14 protein-coding genes are annotated in these 15,473 nt (G+C 68.1%); 7 read left to right on the forward strand and 7 right to left on the reverse strand.

Translation table 11 applies throughout. The features are described from left to right. Positions 1–61: 61 nt before the first annotated feature. Entirely contained in the window at positions 62–1,132 is a 1,071-nt protein-coding gene (locus tag AB4Y72_RS15675) for a DDE-type integrase/transposase/recombinase (protein WP_441427075.1), read from the reverse strand. A 298-nt stretch (positions 1,133–1,430) separates the two neighbouring features. Then, positions 1,431–2,048 (reverse strand): IclR family transcriptional regulator, encoded by a 618-nt coding sequence (locus AB4Y72_RS15680; protein ID WP_441427076.1) that lies wholly within the window; start codon positions 2,046–2,048, stop codon positions 1,431–1,433. Between the two features lie 217 nt (positions 2,049–2,265). Between AB4Y72_RS15680 and AB4Y72_RS15685 the strand changes: the two genes are divergently transcribed. From AB4Y72_RS15685 to AB4Y72_RS15695, 3 genes are all read left to right on the forward strand, one after another. Beyond that, positions 2,266–2,799, forward strand: coding sequence for a flavin reductase family protein (locus AB4Y72_RS15685; RefSeq protein WP_441427077.1), 534 nt, complete (start codon positions 2,266–2,268; stop codon positions 2,797–2,799). A gap of 59 nt (positions 2,800–2,858) precedes the next feature. Beyond that, positions 2,859–4,313, forward strand: coding sequence for a 4-hydroxyphenylacetate 3-monooxygenase, oxygenase component (gene hpaB, locus AB4Y72_RS15690; RefSeq protein ID WP_441427078.1), 1,455 nt, complete (start codon positions 2,859–2,861; stop codon positions 4,311–4,313). Positions 4,314–4,565: 252 nt separating this feature from the next. Then, positions 4,566–5,921, forward strand: a complete 1,356-nt coding sequence (locus AB4Y72_RS15695; protein ID WP_441427079.1) for an MFS transporter — start codon at positions 4,566–4,568, stop codon at positions 5,919–5,921. A 133-nt stretch (positions 5,922–6,054) separates the two neighbouring features. Here the strand turns inward: AB4Y72_RS15695 and AB4Y72_RS15700 are convergent, their stop codons facing one another. The 5 genes from AB4Y72_RS15700 to AB4Y72_RS15720 all read right to left on the reverse strand — a co-directional run bounded on the left by AB4Y72_RS15700 (position 6,055) and on the right by AB4Y72_RS15720 (position 10,915). Next, positions 6,055–6,882, reverse strand: coding sequence for an alpha/beta fold hydrolase (locus tag AB4Y72_RS15700; RefSeq protein WP_441427080.1), 828 nt, complete (start codon positions 6,880–6,882; stop codon positions 6,055–6,057). Between the two features lie 4 nt (positions 6,883–6,886). Next, entirely contained in the window at positions 6,887–7,216 is a 330-nt protein-coding gene (locus tag AB4Y72_RS15705; protein WP_307035456.1) for a biotin/lipoyl-containing protein, read from the reverse strand. Further along, the gene (locus AB4Y72_RS15710; RefSeq protein ID WP_441427081.1) at positions 7,209–8,264 is read right to left on the reverse strand and encodes an alpha-ketoacid dehydrogenase subunit beta; all 1,056 of its coding nucleotides are present in this window, start codon (positions 8,262–8,264) and stop codon (positions 7,209–7,211) included. The genes AB4Y72_RS15705 and AB4Y72_RS15710 overlap by 8 nt, the downstream gene beginning before the upstream one ends. Beyond that, positions 8,257–9,294, reverse strand: a complete 1,038-nt coding sequence (locus AB4Y72_RS15715; protein ID WP_441427082.1) for a thiamine pyrophosphate-dependent enzyme — start codon at positions 9,292–9,294, stop codon at positions 8,257–8,259. Before AB4Y72_RS15715 ends, AB4Y72_RS15710 begins: the two co-directional genes overlap by 8 nt. Before the next feature lie 202 nt (positions 9,295–9,496). Next, positions 9,497–10,915, reverse strand: coding sequence for an amino acid permease (locus AB4Y72_RS15720; RefSeq protein ID WP_441427083.1), 1,419 nt, complete (start codon positions 10,913–10,915; stop codon positions 9,497–9,499). Between the two features lie 188 nt (positions 10,916–11,103). Here AB4Y72_RS15720 and AB4Y72_RS15725 point away from each other — a divergent pair, with 188 nt between their 5' ends. The 4 genes from AB4Y72_RS15725 (at position 11,104) to AB4Y72_RS15740 (ending at position 15,472) form a co-directional block, all read left to right on the forward strand. Then, entirely contained in the window at positions 11,104–11,577 is a 474-nt protein-coding gene (locus tag AB4Y72_RS15725) for an Lrp/AsnC family transcriptional regulator (RefSeq protein WP_441427084.1), read from the forward strand. 135 nt (positions 11,578–11,712) lie between these two features. Continuing rightward, complete coding sequence (locus AB4Y72_RS15730) at positions 11,713–12,441, forward strand: NUDIX hydrolase (protein ID WP_441427085.1); 729 nt, start codon at positions 11,713–11,715, stop codon at positions 12,439–12,441. After that, entirely contained in the window at positions 12,438–13,742 is a 1,305-nt protein-coding gene (gene nadA, locus AB4Y72_RS15735; protein ID WP_441427086.1) for a quinolinate synthase NadA, read from the forward strand. Before AB4Y72_RS15730 ends, nadA begins: the two co-directional genes overlap by 4 nt. Further along, entirely contained in the window at positions 13,739–15,472 is a 1,734-nt protein-coding gene (locus AB4Y72_RS15740) for an L-aspartate oxidase (RefSeq protein WP_441427087.1), read from the forward strand. The genes nadA and AB4Y72_RS15740 overlap by 4 nt, the downstream gene beginning before the upstream one ends. Position 15,473 lies beyond the last annotated feature (1 nt).

The raw sequence follows: 15,473 nt of genomic DNA on the forward strand, positions 1-15,473 counted from the left end.
TGTCATGTCTCATGACCTCGTAGACACTTCATGTCTCATGAGTTCGTGGACAGTTGATGTCTCATGACTTCGTAGACAGTTGGTGCGGGGGCGTTGTTCGGATGTCTGTTCTGCGTGGATAGCTGGTCCGTTTACTGCGGGCTCCGGCGGGGTCGGCGGCGATGCCGGAGGGCTTGCCGTTGCCGACGTAGGGTGTTCCTTTGGGCGGTCTGGCGTGGCTGATGATCTCGATGCCCTGCGGGCCGAAGAACATGAGCGTGGTCTCGCTGCAGATGATGTGGATGGTCTGCCCGACGTGTTCTTTTCCCATCTGGAAATGGGTTCCCAGAACGGTGACGCAGCCGTCCTTGCGGACAATTCGTCGCATGCTGCGGCGGTCTGATCCTGGCGCCAGGCCCGGCTCCGGCGGCACGGGCGCCGGGGTTTTAGGGGTGGCATTCCAGGCCTCCCGCGGGGTGGTGCCGGGGGCCAGTCCCTGATGCTCGCGTTCGGTGTTGTAGTAGTGATCGAAGGTGTCGATCTGGGCTTGCAGGGCGGCCATGGTTTCAGCCGGCGGCTGCCCATGCAGGTATTTGTGCAGGGTCTGGTGGAAGCGTTCGTTCTTGCCCTGGGTCGTGGGTTTGTAGGGCTTTCCGGTGATCGGCTGGACGCCCTTGGCTGTGAGGAATTCCACCAGCGCCCCGGAGCGTCCGCGGCGGGTCGGGTTCAGTGCCGCCCCGTTGTCGGAGAGGAACTTCTGCGGCGTGCCGTGGCGTTCGATGGCCAGCGTCACGACCGCGATCGCGGCGGCGCTGGTTTCCCCGCTGGCTACCAGGGAGGCCAGCGCGAGGCGGGAATGGTCATCGATGAGCTGRAAGACCGCCACCTTTGTCCGGTCGGCCAGCAGCCACTCGGTCGAGTCAATCTGCCAGCACGCGTTCGGCTGCGGATAGACGAAGCGCTTATAGGCGCTGCGCGGCTTCTTCCGGGGTTCCGGCACCACCACCCCGGCCCGGSCGAAGATCCTGGCCACGGTCGCCCGCGACGGAGGCGTGAAGCCCAGCCGTGTCAGCTTTGCCACCACCGACAGCGGACCGTGGTCGTGGCCGGCTTCCTTGAGTTCGGCCCTGGTGCCCAGCACGAGATCTACCATGGCAGGGGCCGTCGCGGTGGGCGTGGCCGATGGAACCGAAGGCTGTTTCTCCAGCGCTTTCAACGGCCCCACCCGCGCGGCCGTCGCGCGGACCTGATAGAACCAGGCCCTCGAGACATCATGTTTCCGGCAGAACGCGCTCACGGCACCGCGAGGCGCGTCCACGGGCCATGTGGCCACGGCATGACGGACCTTGATATCAGGTTGGGGTTTGCTCATAAGCAGCAGCAAACCCCACCACAGTGTCCATGGAGTCCTGAGACAGAGTGTCTACGAGGTCATGAGACATAAGTGTCTATTAAGTCATGAGACTCCACAGCCGTAGCGGCACCGCAACGGAGGACACCCCGGCGATGACCTCGTCATGGCTCGCGGCAAAACCGCGGCGCCGCGCCTCGGCCGATTCGGCCCGGTACGGGATGCCCGGGGCGGCGGCCTGCCAGTCCTGCTCCGTGAAGGCAGACTGGATGGCGATGCCCGGCGCCCCGGCGCTGATCGGATGCCGGGATCCCGGATGCTGCACTACGGCGGCGCCGCTGTGCCGCGGATCCACGGTCACCAGCGTCACGCACTCCTCGCGGTCCCAGACGGCGACAAAAGCGCTCATGGTCAAGGCATTGGCCAGCTGGGTCAGTTCCGGCAGGGCCGCCGACTGCAAATCGCGCGAGACCCCGCGGGCCAGGACCGCGAGGCCCGGGCCGGGCTGGACCCGGCCGCCGCCGTCGCGTACCAGCAGCGAGTGGTCCTCAAGGGTGCGCAGGATCCGGTAGGCCACCGAGCGGTGCACGCCCATGGCGTCGGCGAGCTCGGCGATGGTGAGCGGCTGCTGGGCTTCCGCGAGGATCTCCAGCGCCCTGATCCCGCGGGAGAGCGTCTGGGACGGGGAGGACTGGGCGGTACCGGCGTTCGGGGTCATGGGGTCCATCCTAGGTGCGGGTGTCACTGCAAGCCGGGGGCGCCCGTCGCCTCTTGTGCTCCGGCCCGCCGTCAATTAGCGTTCTATATGGGAACTGTTTGTTCGATTATAGAACATTCGGTGAATACTGCGCCGATGCGACCTCGAAGATGAGACCTAGAATAAGTCAACGAATAAGTCACCCCAGGACTGCCGCCACCAACGCAAGGGATCCCTGATGATTGCCAAGCCACGGAACCACACCGGGGACGTCCAGGGCCGGGATATGTCCCCGCGGGCCGGCCACTTCCGGGGCGGTCTCGGCAGATTTGCCACCGGCGTCGCGATCGTGACCTTCGACGGGGTGACGAAGCGCCACGGCATCACCGTCAACTCCTTCACCTCAGTCTCGATGGATCCTCCGCTGGTGCTGGTGAGCATCGCCCGCGCCGCCAGGGCCCATGATGAGCTCGCCGGCCGGCCCTTTGCCGTGAACATCCTTGGCGCCGAGCAGCGGCAGCTGGCCATGCACTTCGCCGGCCGTCCCGGTCCGGAGCCGCTGTGGGTGGAGGGCGGCACCGCGCCGCGGCTTTCCAATGTGCTCGCCTATTTCGCGTGCAAGCCCTGGGCGGCCTACGACGGCGGCGACCACACCCTGTATATCGGCGAGGTGGTGGATTTCAACTACCGCAACGGCGATGCCCTGGCATTCGCCAACGGCTCGTTCACCACCATCCCGGAGAGCCAGCTGGGCATGGAGGACCTGCTCTAGCCCCGCCCCGCCGCAACCCTTCACCACCACCGAGGTCAAGGACGATTGGAGAAAGACCAATGGGTATCCGCACCGGACAGCAGTATTTGGACAAGCTCAACGCCATGGCCCCGCACGTGGTAATCGACGGCGAGGTGGTCAACAAGGAAGTCGCCGAGCACCCGGCCTTCCGCAACGTGGCCCGCTCCTACGCCAAGCTCTTCGACATGCAGCACGACCCGAAGTACCAGGAGGCGCTCACCTATACCTCGCCGAGCAGCGGGGACCTGGTCAACGCGTCCTTCCTGGTGCCGAGGACCATCGAGGACCTCCAGCGCCGCCGCCGCGCCATCTCCACGTGGGCGGAGTCGTCCAACGGCTTCCTTGGCCGCTCCGGCGACTACATGAACTCGGCGCTCACTGCGCTCAGCACGGCCGAGACGTGGTTCGCCCAGGCGGACCCGAAATTCGGCCAGAACATCCGGAACTACTATCAGTGGGCCCGGGAGAACGACGTCCTGGCCACGCACACCCTCATCCCGCCGCAGGTGAACCGCTCGGTGTCCGGCTCGGAACAGCTCGGCGGCCAGCTCTCGGCACGGATCGTGGACGAGCGCGAGGACGGAATCGTCATCCACGGCGCCCGCATGCTCGCCACCATCGCGCCGATCGCCGACGAGCTCCTCGTCTTTCCGTCCACGGTGCTCCGCGGTTCGCCGGAAGACGCGCCCTACTCCTACGCCTTCGCGATCCCCAACGATGCGCCGGGCCTGCGCTACCTGTGCCGCACCTCGCTCTACAACGGCGGCAGCGTCCACGACGAGCCGCTGGCCTCCCGCTATGAGGAAATGGATGCCGTGGCCGTCTTCGACCACGTCTTCGTGCCCAGTGAGCGCATTTTCATGCTCGGCCACCCGGAGCTGTGCAACAGCTTCTACTCCGAAACCGGCGCCGGCGCCCTGATGACCCACCAGGTGGTCACCCGCACTATCGCCAAGAGCGAGTTCTTCCTGGGCCTGGCGTCGGAACTGGCTGAGTCGATCGGCATTGACGGCTTCCAGCACATCCAGGAGGACATCGCCGAACTGATTATCGACGTCGAGATCGGCAAGGCGCTGGTCCGCGCCTCGGAAGCCGACGCCGGGCTCAGCGACGCCGGGGTCATGCTGCCGAAATGGACCACCCTGAACGCGGCCCGCAACTGGTACCCGAAGATCGCCCAGCGGTTCCCGCAGATCATCCGCAAGTTCTCGGCGTCGGGCCTCATGGCCCTGCCGGGCGAGGCGGACGTCAACAGCGAGGCCAGGGCGGACATTGACCTGTACCTGCAGGGTAAGACGCTGACCGGTCCCGAGCGGGTCCGCCTGTTCAAGCTCGCCTTCGACGCCTCAATTTCCGGGTTCTCCGGGCGCCAGTCGCTCTACGAATACTTCTTCTTTGGCGATCCGGTCCGGATGGCCGGCGCCCTCGTGAACAGCTACGACCGGGAGCCCCTCCGGGCCAGGGTCCGCGAGCTGCTCAACCGCGCGGACTGACCTGCGGGGGCCTGAAAGGCGGGGGCCCGAACTGCGGGGGCCTGAACTGCGCGGACTGAAAGGCGGGGCCTGAACCGCAGGGGCCCGACGTGGCGGGCGACACTCCGCGAGACGATGTGTGCCTGATCACATGATCCATAGTAGGATGCAGTTTACTAACTGACCGTTCGATCGGTAATTCGGACGGCGGCCAGCTGGTCACCTCGCACCCACTGTGGGCAGCACCTCTGCCCCCCGGACATGAAAGTTCCAATGACTGTAACTTCAGCCGTAGATTCCCAGGCCGGTCCCAGCAGCAAACATGAGGAACGCAAGGTCCTCGCCGGAACCCTCGTCGGTACCACTATCGAGTGGTACGACTTCTTCATTTTTGCGCAGCTGACGGCAACGTTGCTGTCGCCGCTGTTCCTGGCTCCACTGAACGCGTCCAACCCGGGCCTGGCGCAGATCCTGTCCTTCGCCCTCATCGGCATCAGCTTCCTGTTCCGCCCGCTCGGCGCGATCGTGGCCGGGCACCTGGGCGACCGCCTCGGCCGCAAGGCCATGCTCGTCTTCACCCTGGTCATGATGGGCGCCGCCACGGCCCTGATCGGCATGCTGCCCACCTACGCGCAGATCGGCGTCTGGGCCCCGATCCTGCTCATCACGCTCCGCGTCATCCAGGGCTTCTCCGCCGGCGGCGAATGGGGCGGTGCCGCGCTGATGGCCGTTGAGCATGCTCCGCTGAGCAAGCGCGGCCTGTTCGGCGCCTACCCGCAGATCGGCGTGCCCGTGGGCATGATCCTGGCCACGGGACTGCTGTTCTTCCTCAACACGTCCATGTCCAAGGAAGACTTTGCCGCCTGGGGCTGGCGGGTGCCGTTCCTGCTCTCCATCGTGCTGATCGTGGTGGGCTACCTGATCCGCCGCGCCGTCTCCGAAAGCCCGGTCTTCAAGGAGATGCAGGACCGCAAGGAAGAAAGCAAGGCCCCGCTCGGAGAGCTGCTCCGCAAGCACAAGAAGGCCGTCCTCTACTCCACGATGATCTTCATCGGCAACAACGCCGCCGGCTACCTGCTGATTGCCTTCTTCATCTCCTACGCCACCAAGTCCCTGAAGATGCAGACGCCGCAGATCCTGCTGGCCACCACGCTGGCTTCCTTCGGCTGGCTCATCTTCACGCTGGTCGGCGGGTGGCTCTCGGACAAGATCGGCCGCGTCAAGACGTTCCTGCTCGGCTACGCAATCGTCTTCGCCTGGATGATCCCGATGTTTGCCCTCATCGACACCAAGGACATCGTGCTCTACGGCGTGGCGCTGTTCGTCCTCACGGTCGGGCTCGGTCTGTCCTACGGACCGATGTCCGCCATGTACGCCGAGATGTTCCCGGCCAACGTCCGCTACTCCGGCATCTCGATCGGCTACGCGTTCGGCGCCATTCTCGGCGGAGCCTTCGCGGCCATGATCGCCGAGGCTCTCCTGCAGGGGACCCACTGGACGGGCTCCATCGGCATCTACATCATGATCCTGTGTGTCATTTCCGCCGTCGGCGTCCTGCTGGCCGGCGAAACAAAGGGCCGCCCGCTCGGCGTCGCGCACCACGCGCCGGCCGACGCCGCAAAGCACTAGCACCAGGCAAAAACGAGGGGCACGGACCGCAAGGTCCGTGCCCCTGTGTGTTAAAGAGCAACGCGGGGCCCCTTAGGGTCCGTCCGCGCCGTGCGGATGGGCCGTAAGGGACCCCGCGTTGCCTTTGGACGTACTAGACGCCCAGGAATGCGATGGCGCCCTGCTTGAAGGCGCGGCTGGTGATGGCATTGGTGTGGTTGCGGCCCGGCAGCACGAGCTGTTCGACCATGCCGCCGGCCTTGGCGCCGAGGGCCGCGAGCTCCGGCATGGAGGCGGCACGGTCGTCGTTTTCCCCCGCCACGAGGAGCATCGGCATGTGGGGGACGGCTTCGGCGGGGTCGTACGGCTCGGTCTTGATCGCCTCGACAAGGGACAGCAGCGCGAAGATGTTGTTGCTGGGCAGCAGCATGGCCATCTTCAGCAGCCCGGCAGTCGATTCGTCGTTGATCGGCGTGCCGTCGGCCAGGTACCGCTGCGCGGCGATCAGGTCGAAGTCCGCCAGCGGGTCGGCGACGTTGGGGCCGCCCAGGACCAGCCGGTGCACGAGTTCGTGCTGGGTTGCCCCGAACTCCCAGGCGAGCCGGGAGCCGAGCGAATAGCCGATCACGTCGAGCCCGCTGGACGGATCGCCGTCCCGTACGGGACGCGCGCCGGCGTCGAACACTATCTGCAGCAGGTCCGCGCGGATCCGGCTGGGGGAGTAGGAGTCCATGTCCTCGGGCGCCCCGCTGCGGCCGTGGCCGGGCAGGTCCACCGTGATGACGCGCCGGCCGGCGTCCAGGAGCGCGGCGAGCCAGCCGGTGTCCTCCCAGTTGAGCTTGGAGGAGGACGAGAAGCCGTGCAGCAGCAGGACCGGACGCAGCCCGGCGTCGTTCTGCGGTTCATGCACCTCCACGTACAGCTGGGGGTCGGTGCCCTCCACGGTGTGGGAATGCTGTTCGCCGGTGTGTCTGCCGCTCATGGTGTCAGTCCTCATCAAGTACGGCGCTCAGGCGGACCCGGCGCTTCGGTGCCTCTTCCGTCGGGACCGTGCCCACGATGCCGGCGGTGTTGTCCGGCACCTCGAACACGATCAGGGGCTCGCCGACGTTGATTTTGTCACCGGGCCCGCCGTGGATACGCACTACCTTACCTGCCTGCGGGCTCGGCAATTCCACCGCCGACTTGGTGGTTTCGACCTCCACGAGCGGCTGGTTGCGCTCCACCTGGTCGCCGGGGGAGACGAGCCATTCCAGCACGGTTGCCTCGATGAGCCCTTCGCCGAGGTCCGGGAGCGGGAAGGAAATTTCAGCCACGTTTGTACTCCAATACTCGCTGGATCCCGAAAAGGATCCGGTCAATGTTCGGGATGTATTCGTCTTCGAGATCGCCGGAGGGGTACGGGACGTCGAAGCCGGTGACGCGCTCCACCGGCGCCCGGAGGGTGTCGAAGCAGCTTTGCGTGATCAGCTGTGCCACTTCGGCGCCGAGACCGGAGGTCAGCGGGGCTTCGTGGACGACGACGGCGCGGCGCGTCTTGCGCACGGAGGCGGCCAGGGCCCCGGCGTCGATCGGCTTGAGCCAGCGCAGGTCCAGGACCTCAATCTCGATGCCGTCCTCGGCGGCGAGCTCGGCCACCTGCAGGCAGCGGGCCACCATGGCGCCCCACGCGACGAGGGTGAGGTGGCGGCCTTCGCGCATGATCTTCGCGCCTTCGGGGGAGCCGCCGTCTGCATCGTGTCTGGCGACGTCCACCTCGCCCTTCTGCCAGTAGCGGGACTTCGGCTCCATGAAGATCACCGGGTCCGGACGTGTGGCGGCGTGCTTGAGCAGGTGGTAGGCCTCGTGCGGGTTCGACGGCGAGACCACCTTAAGCCCGGGCACGTGCGCGAAGAGCGCCTCGAGGCTTTCGCCGTGGTGTTCGGGGGCGCGGATGCCGCCGAAGCTGGGCACGCGCAGGGTGATGGGCATCGGCAGGGTGCCGCGGCTGCGGTAGTTCATCCGGGCGATCTGGCAGACAATCTGGTTGATGGCCGGGTACGCGAAGCCGTCGAACTGGACCTCGGGGATGGGGTGGAACCCGGCCATGGCCAGGCCCACGGACATGCCCAGGATGCCGGATTCCGCCAGCGGGGTGTCAAAGACGCGCTGTTCGCCGTGTTTGGCCTGCAGCCCGTCGGTGATGCGGAAGACGCCGCCGAGCCGGCCGCAGTCCTCGCCGAAGATCACGGCCTTGGGGTTCTCGGCGAGCACCTCGTCGAGGGCGCGGTTGAGCGCCTGCTGCATGGACATCACGGTGGTGGTTGCTGGCGCGTCGGTGTGGCTGCCTGAGGCAGGCTTTCCTTCGAGAATCGAGTTAGACATGTTCGGACTCCTCGCGCCAGTTGGCGGCCTGGGCCTGCAGGGCAGGGGTGGTTTCCTGGAAGACCAGGTCAAACATTTCAGTGCCGGGCCGGGAGCCAAGCGCCTGGATACCGGTGCGGATCTGCTCCTCTTCGGCCTTGGCCGCGGCCAGGGCCTCGGCGAAGAACGCCTCGTCCGCGATGCCGTCGGCCAGCAGCCGCTGCCGCAGCCGTTCGAGCGGGTCGGCGCCGGCGTCGTCGCGCTCCTCGTCGAGGGTGCGGTAACGGCCCGGGTCATCGGAGGTCGAGTGCGGGCCGCGGCGGTACGTCATGGCCTCGATGAGCACGGGGCCGTTGCCGGCGCGGGCGTGCGCGAAGGCGCGGCGGGTCGCCTCGACGACGGCGACGACGTCGTCGCCGTCGATCTGCAGTGCGGGCATGCCGTAGCCGGCGGCGCGGGCGGCGACGGAGCCGCCGGCCACCTGGCGCTCGGTGGGGACCGAGATGGCCCAGCCGTTGTTCTGGACGAAGAACACGACGGGCGCCTTCATCACCGCGGCGAAGTTCAGGGCCTCATGGACATCGCCCTGGGAGGAGGCGCCGTCGCCGAAGTACGTCATGGCGACGCCGTCTTTTTTGTCCAGCGTCTGGCCGTGGGCCCAGCCGACGGCGTGCAGGACGGATCCGGCGACCACCGCCTGAATCGGGGCCAGCCGGGATTCCAGCGGGTTGTACAGGCCGCCGTGCCAGGTGGCCCTGTGGGTGGACATGTAGGCCACCATGTCCACACCCATGGTCCGGGCCACGCCCATTTCGCGGTATGTGGGGAAGACGAAGTCGCGGGTGGTGTCCACGGCGTAGCCGCTGCCCACCTGGGCCGCTTCCTGGCCAAGTTCGGGCGCGTAGCCGGGGATGATGCCCTGCCGTTGCCACGCGATGGCCGAGGTGTCGAGGTGCCGTACGGCGACCATCAGCGAATAAAGTTCGCGGAGCTCGTCGGCACTGAGGGGCCCGGCAGCGCTGCCGGAAGCCACGGGGAGAAGTGTGTCCATGCCTGTGACCCTAGTCACCGGCGGTGCGGTGGGCAATCAGCCTAGGAGGGGCTGGCCAGACTGCATACTTCTGCAGGACCCTGGGCCCAAACGTATGGCAATTTGTCTAGCGTGGCGTGAATCGAGCCTGCCGTGATCCTGCCCAGCCGACGGCGTGCGGGGGAGTGCCGCCGCGCGTACGCGAAGCGGCACTCCCTCCGGGCTATTCGGCCTGCCGGCCGGCGGTGCGGTTGCGGGTGATCCGGGCGCCGATCCAGCACGCCGCTGCGATGCCGGCCACCAGCACCAGGGTGCTGACCAGCTGCTTGCTGCTGTCCGGGCTGCTGAACCCGACGGCGAAGATCAGCGCCAGCAGCACGAGCCCGAAGATCGTCAGGGCCGGGAAGCCCTTCATCCGCAGCGGCAGCACCGTGCCGTCGCGGTCCGCCCGGCGGCGCAGGATCAGCTGGGACACGAGGGCCGAGCCCCACACCATGAGGCACGTGGAGCCGACCAGCTGGAACAGGGCCGGCAGGATCTGGTCCGGGAAGAGCAGTTCCAGCACCGCGGCCAGGAAGCCGAAGGCGACGGAGACGCTGACGGCCAGCACGGGCACCCGGCCGGCGTTGAGCTTCGAGAGGAAGCGCGGGGCCTCGCCACGCTCCGAGAGCGAGTACACCATGCGGGACGCGCCGTAGAGGTTGGCATTCAGGGCGGACAGCAGCGCGACGACGGCCACAAGGGTGATCGCGGCGCCGGCACCCGGGATGCGGGCGACGTCGAGCACGCCGGCGAAGGGGGACTTCAAAGCCGTCGAGGTTGAGGGCAGCACGGCGGCGATGACGAATACCGAGCCGATGTAGAACACCAGGATCCGCCAGACAACGGTGCGGATGGCCTGCGCCACGCTGTGTTGCGGGTTCTCCGTCTCGGCGGCGGCGACGCTGACAATTTCCGTGCCGCCGAACGCGAAGATGACCACGAAGAGTGCGGTGGCGATGCCGCCGAGGCCCGCCGGGGCGAAGTTGGAGGTGAAGTTGCTGAGCCCGGGGGACGGGACCTCCGGCAGCCAGCCGAGCAGCAGGGCCGCGCCGATGGCCAGGAACAACAGGATGGCCGCGACCTTGAGGATGGCAAACCAGAACTCGAATTCACCGAAGTTTTTCACGCCGGCGAGGTTCACTGCCGTAAACAGGGCCATGAAAATCAGGGACAGCGCCCAGACCGGAATCACCGGCCACACTGTGAACAGGAGGGCGGCGGCACCGAGGGCCTCGGCCGCGATGACCACCACCAGCTGCAGCCACCAGAGCCAGCCGATGGTCGCGCCGGCTGTCTTGCCCATGGCCTTTTGGGCGTAGACCGAGAAGGCGCCGCTGTTGGGGTTGGCCGCGGCCATCTCGCCAAGGGCCCACATGACCAGGATGATCAGGGTTCCCGCGACGATGTAGGAGATCAGTACGGCCGGTCCGGCCGCCTGGATTCCGGCGCCCGAGCCGAGGAACAGGCCGGCGCCGATCGCGCTGCCCAGTCCCATCATGGTCAGTTGGCGCGGTTTCATGCTGTGACCCAGGGCCGGGGGCGGGGTCTGGCCCAGGGTCGGGGCTGCTGCGGGTGATTTCGCGATGGACTTCGTTGTCATTCTGGCGAACCTTCGTGTGGTTTGTGATCTGTGCGTCCTTATGGGACCTATTGAATTTACCGTCTTTGGTCCCCGCCTCCCGGCCGCCGGGGCCCCTCGGCCGTGAGAGCATGGTGGCAGTTTGCTAACTGAAATGCGACGACGGCGGGCGAGTTGTCCGGCGCGGACCGCTTGGGAGGGATGAATCCATGGATGTTGATCCGTTGGATGCAAAAATTGTCCGATTTTTCACGGATTCCCCGCGGGCGTCCGTCCTGGAGGCCTCCCGGGTCCTGAAGGTCGCCCGCGCCACGGTGCAGTCGCGGCTGGACCGGATGCAGGGCGCCGGGGTGATCGGCTCGTGGGTGCCGCAGCCCGACCCCGCGCATTTCGGCTTTCCGGTGGTCGCGTTCTGTTCCCTCACCATCAATCAGGACCTCGGGCACGACGCCGTCGTGGAGGCCCTGGCGCGGATTCCCGAACTCATCGAGATCCACACCGTCTCCGGGAGCTCGGACCTGATGGCCCGCATCGCCGCGCGCTCCAATTCTGACCTGCAGCGCGTCCTCGATGCCATGATCGCCACCAGGACGGTCCTGCGGTCCTCCTCCGTGATCGTCCTCAACACGCACTTCCAGGGGCGCACCCTGCCGCTGCTGGAAGCCGCGGCTGCCGGCCGGTAGGAAACATGTGACTGGCAACATTTTGCGACCGGACGGCTCGGTCGTATCATTAGTTCTAGTCAATGTGACTATAACTAATCCGGCGGTCGGGCCGGAACCGTCCGGACAGCCCCGAAGCGGGACGGTCCGGGACCTATGAAGGCGGGGATCACCGTTTACACCGCAGCAGCCAACGTCTCGGAGCGCCAGCTCGCTCCGCCGTCGCTGGCCATCTCGACGGTGATCTTCGCGCTGCGTCCCAGTGAGCGGTCCGGACGCCCCACGCTCTGGATCCCGCTGGTGCGCCGGATCCGCGAACCGTTCAAGGGGCTCTGGGCGCTGCCCGGCGGCCCGCTCACGCACTCCGAATCCCTCCAGGACGCCGCATCGCGGAACCTGCGCGAGACCACGGGCCTGGCCCCGAACTACCTCGAACAGCTGTACGCCTTCGGGGGCCTGCACCGCTCACCCACCCAGCGCGTCGTCTCGATCGTGTACTGGGCGCTGGTCCAACCCACGGAGGCCGCGCTGGCCGATGAATCGGAGAACGTACGCTGGTTCCGCGCCGACCGGCTCGGCGAACTCGCCTTCGACCACAACGCGATCATCGACTACGCCCTGTGGCGGCTCCGCAACAAGATGGCGTACGGCTCCATCGCCTACCACCTGCTCGGCGAGTACTTCACCCTCGCCCAGGTGCGGGAAGTCTACGAGGCGGTCCTGGACCGCGAACTCGATCCCGCCAACTTCCGCCGGCAGGTCAAGGCCACCCCGGAAATCGAAGAAACCGATCAGTACCTGCAGGGCGGCAAGCACCGCCCGCCCCGCCTCTACCGCTTTACCGGCCGTCCCGGCCTTGATCCAGACAACAGGAGCACACCATGAGCAGCGTCAACACGGCAATCCAGCTGATCACGCGCGAGCAGGCCACCACGATGGCAGGCCCGGCGGCCAATACCTGCAGCCCTGCCCTGGCCCGCGGGCCATGGGACTTCGACCTCGCCGAGGCTCTCGCCGGCGTGCCCGCCTACGGCCCGGGTGCCTCCTCCGCGGACGTCGCCCCGGCGTCGACCCCGCGGCAGGGGCAGCTCCCGGAGGAGTACAAGCTGGCCAGCGACGCCGAGCTCGACACCCGGATCCGCGCCGCCAAAGCGGCGCTCGGGGACCGCGCCGTCGTGCTGGGGCACTTCTACCAGCGCGATGAAGTGATCGCCTATGCCGACTTCGTGGGCGACTCGTTCCAGCTCGCCAATGCCGCGCTGACCCGGCCCGACGCCGAGGCCATCATTTTCTGCGGCGTGCACTTCATGGCCGAAACCGCGGACATCCTGTCCCGGCCGGACCAGGCCGTGATCCTGCCCAACCTCGCCGCGGGCTGCTCCATGGCGGACATGGCGGACATTGACTCGGTGACCGAATGCTGGGAACAGCTGGAGGAGCTTTTCGGCACCGAGCCCGACGCCCACGGCCGGGTCCCGGTCATTCCGGTCACCTACATGAACTCCTCGGCCGCGCTGAAGGGGTTCTGCGGCGAGCACGGCGGCATCGTCTGTACGTCCTCGAACGCCGCCACCGTGCTCGAATGGGCGTTTGAGCGCGGCCAGCGCGTGCTGTTCTTCCCGGACCAGCACCTGGGCCGCAACACCGCCAAGGCCATGGGCGTCCCGCTGGAACAGATGCCCATGTGGAACCCGCGCAAGGACCTCGGCGGCAACGACGAGCGGGCCCTGCAGGATTCCCGTGTGATCCTCTGGCACGGTTTCTGCTCCGTCCACAAGCGCTTCAACGTCGGCCAGATCGCTAAGGCCCGGGCCGAGTTCCCCGGTGTCCAGGTCATCGTGCACCCGGAATGCCCCATGGAGGTGGTCGACGCCGCGGACTCCGCCGGTTCCACCGACTTCATCCGCAAGGCCATCGCCGCCGCCACGGAGCCGACCACCTTCGCCGTCGGCACCGAGATCAACCTCGTCAACCGGCTGGCGGCCGAATACCCGCAGCACACCATCTTCTGCCTGGACCCGGTGATCTGCCCCTGCTCCACGATGTACCGCATCCACCCCGGCTACCTCGCCTGGGTCCTCGAAGCGCTCGTCCGGGGCGAAACGGTCAACCGCATCACGGTGGAAGAGGACGTCGCCGCCCCGGCCAAGGTGGCTCTTGAGCGCATGCTGGCGGCGCGGCCGTGACCAGGCGGCTCGTGATCGTCGGCAGCGGGATCGCCGGGCTCTACGCCGCGCTGCTCGCCTCCGACGCCGCCACGGACAGCGGCCGTGACGTCGAGGTGGTCCTCCTCAGCAAGGGGACGCTGGAGCAGAGCAACACCTTCTACGCCCAGGGCGGGGTCTCCGCCGTCCTGGCGCCGGACGAGGCCGCCCCCGGCGACTCCGTGGCCGCCCACATCGCCGACACCCTCGCCGCCGGCGCCGGCCTGAACGACGCCGAAGCTGTCCGGGTCCTGTGCACGGAGGCCGTCCGGGACATCGCCGGCCTGGGCCGCTACGGGGTGCACTTCGATGTGGGTCCCGACGGCGGACCGGCCCTGGGCCTCGAGGCCGCGCATTCGGCGCCACGCATCCTGCATGCCGGAGGGGACGCGACGGGCGCCTGCATCGCCCGCGGGCTCGTCGCCGCCGTCCTGGAACGCGCGGTCCTGGACCGGTCGGTCCACGGCCGGCTCCGGGTGGAGACCAGCGCCTTCGTCACCGACCTCCTGACGGCGGACACCCCGCCGGGATCCCGGTCGGAGTCCCTGGAACAGCCCGGCGCCACGCCGCCGGCCCGGGTCACCGGAGTGGCCTATCTGGCCGGCGGGCGGCCCCGGCAGGTGGCGGCCGACGCCGTCCTGCTCGCCACCGGGGGTGCCGGCCGGCTGTTTGCCCGCACCAGCAACCCGGCCGTGGCCACCGCCGACGGACTGGCCCTGGCCTGGCGCGCCGGCGCCGCGGTGCGGGACCTCGAGTTCTTCCAGTTCCACCCCACCACCCTTGCCGCCGAGGAAATCCCGGGCGGGCCGCCAGCGCTGCTCATCTCCGAAGCGGTCCGCGGCGAGGGCGCGGTGCTGCTGGACTCGGCAGGCTACCGCTTCATGCCCGGCTACCACCCGGATGCCGAACTGGCCCCGCGCGACGTCGTCTCCCGCAGCATCGCCCTGCACCTGGCCGCCACGGGCGCCGCGCCGGACAGTCCGGTGTACCTGGACGCGCGCGGCATCGAGTCCGCCCGCGGCACGGGCTTCCTGGCCCGGCGGTTCCCGACCATCACGGCTGCCACCCGCGCGGCCGGCTACGACTGGACCACCGAGGCCATCCCCGTGTCCCCGGCAGCCCACTACTGGATGGGCGGCGTGTGCACCGATCTGTGGGGCCGCACCTCCGTTCCGGGCCTGTACGCCGCCGGCGAGGTCGCCCGGACCGGCGCGCAGGGGGCCAACCGGCTGGCGAGCAACTCGCTGCTGGAGGGCCTGGTGTTCGGCCGCCGTGCCGTCGAGGATTTCCTGGGCGCACCCGTGCCGGACACCGCCTGGCTGGCACCGGCCCGGGAGGACATCCGCCCGGGCAACGTCGCTCCGCCCGCGGCGCCTGTTACTCCGAGGACAGGCGGCACAGACGCCGCCCGCGGCGCCGGGGTGCCCTTCAGCCGCGCGGCCCTCGGCCGGCTCATGACCGCGGCCGCGGGGGTCACGCGCACCGGCGCCGAACTCGACGCCGCCGCGGCCCAACTGGCGCACTGGGCCGCCGGACTTGGGGCCGGCGACCGCTCTGGTCTCTGCCAGGATGCCCATGAGGACCGGAACCTCCTGCTCGCCGCGGAACTCCTCGTCGCGGCGGCCCGGCAGCGCACGCACTCCGTCGGCGCCCACTACCGGGCAGACACCGACGCCACCTCAACCCTCGCCCGCTCCATGCAAAGGATTTAGC

It is taken from the genome of Arthrobacter sp. YAF34 (assembly GCF_052113245.1).
Lineage (GTDB): Bacteria > Actinomycetota > Actinomycetes > Actinomycetales > Micrococcaceae > Arthrobacter.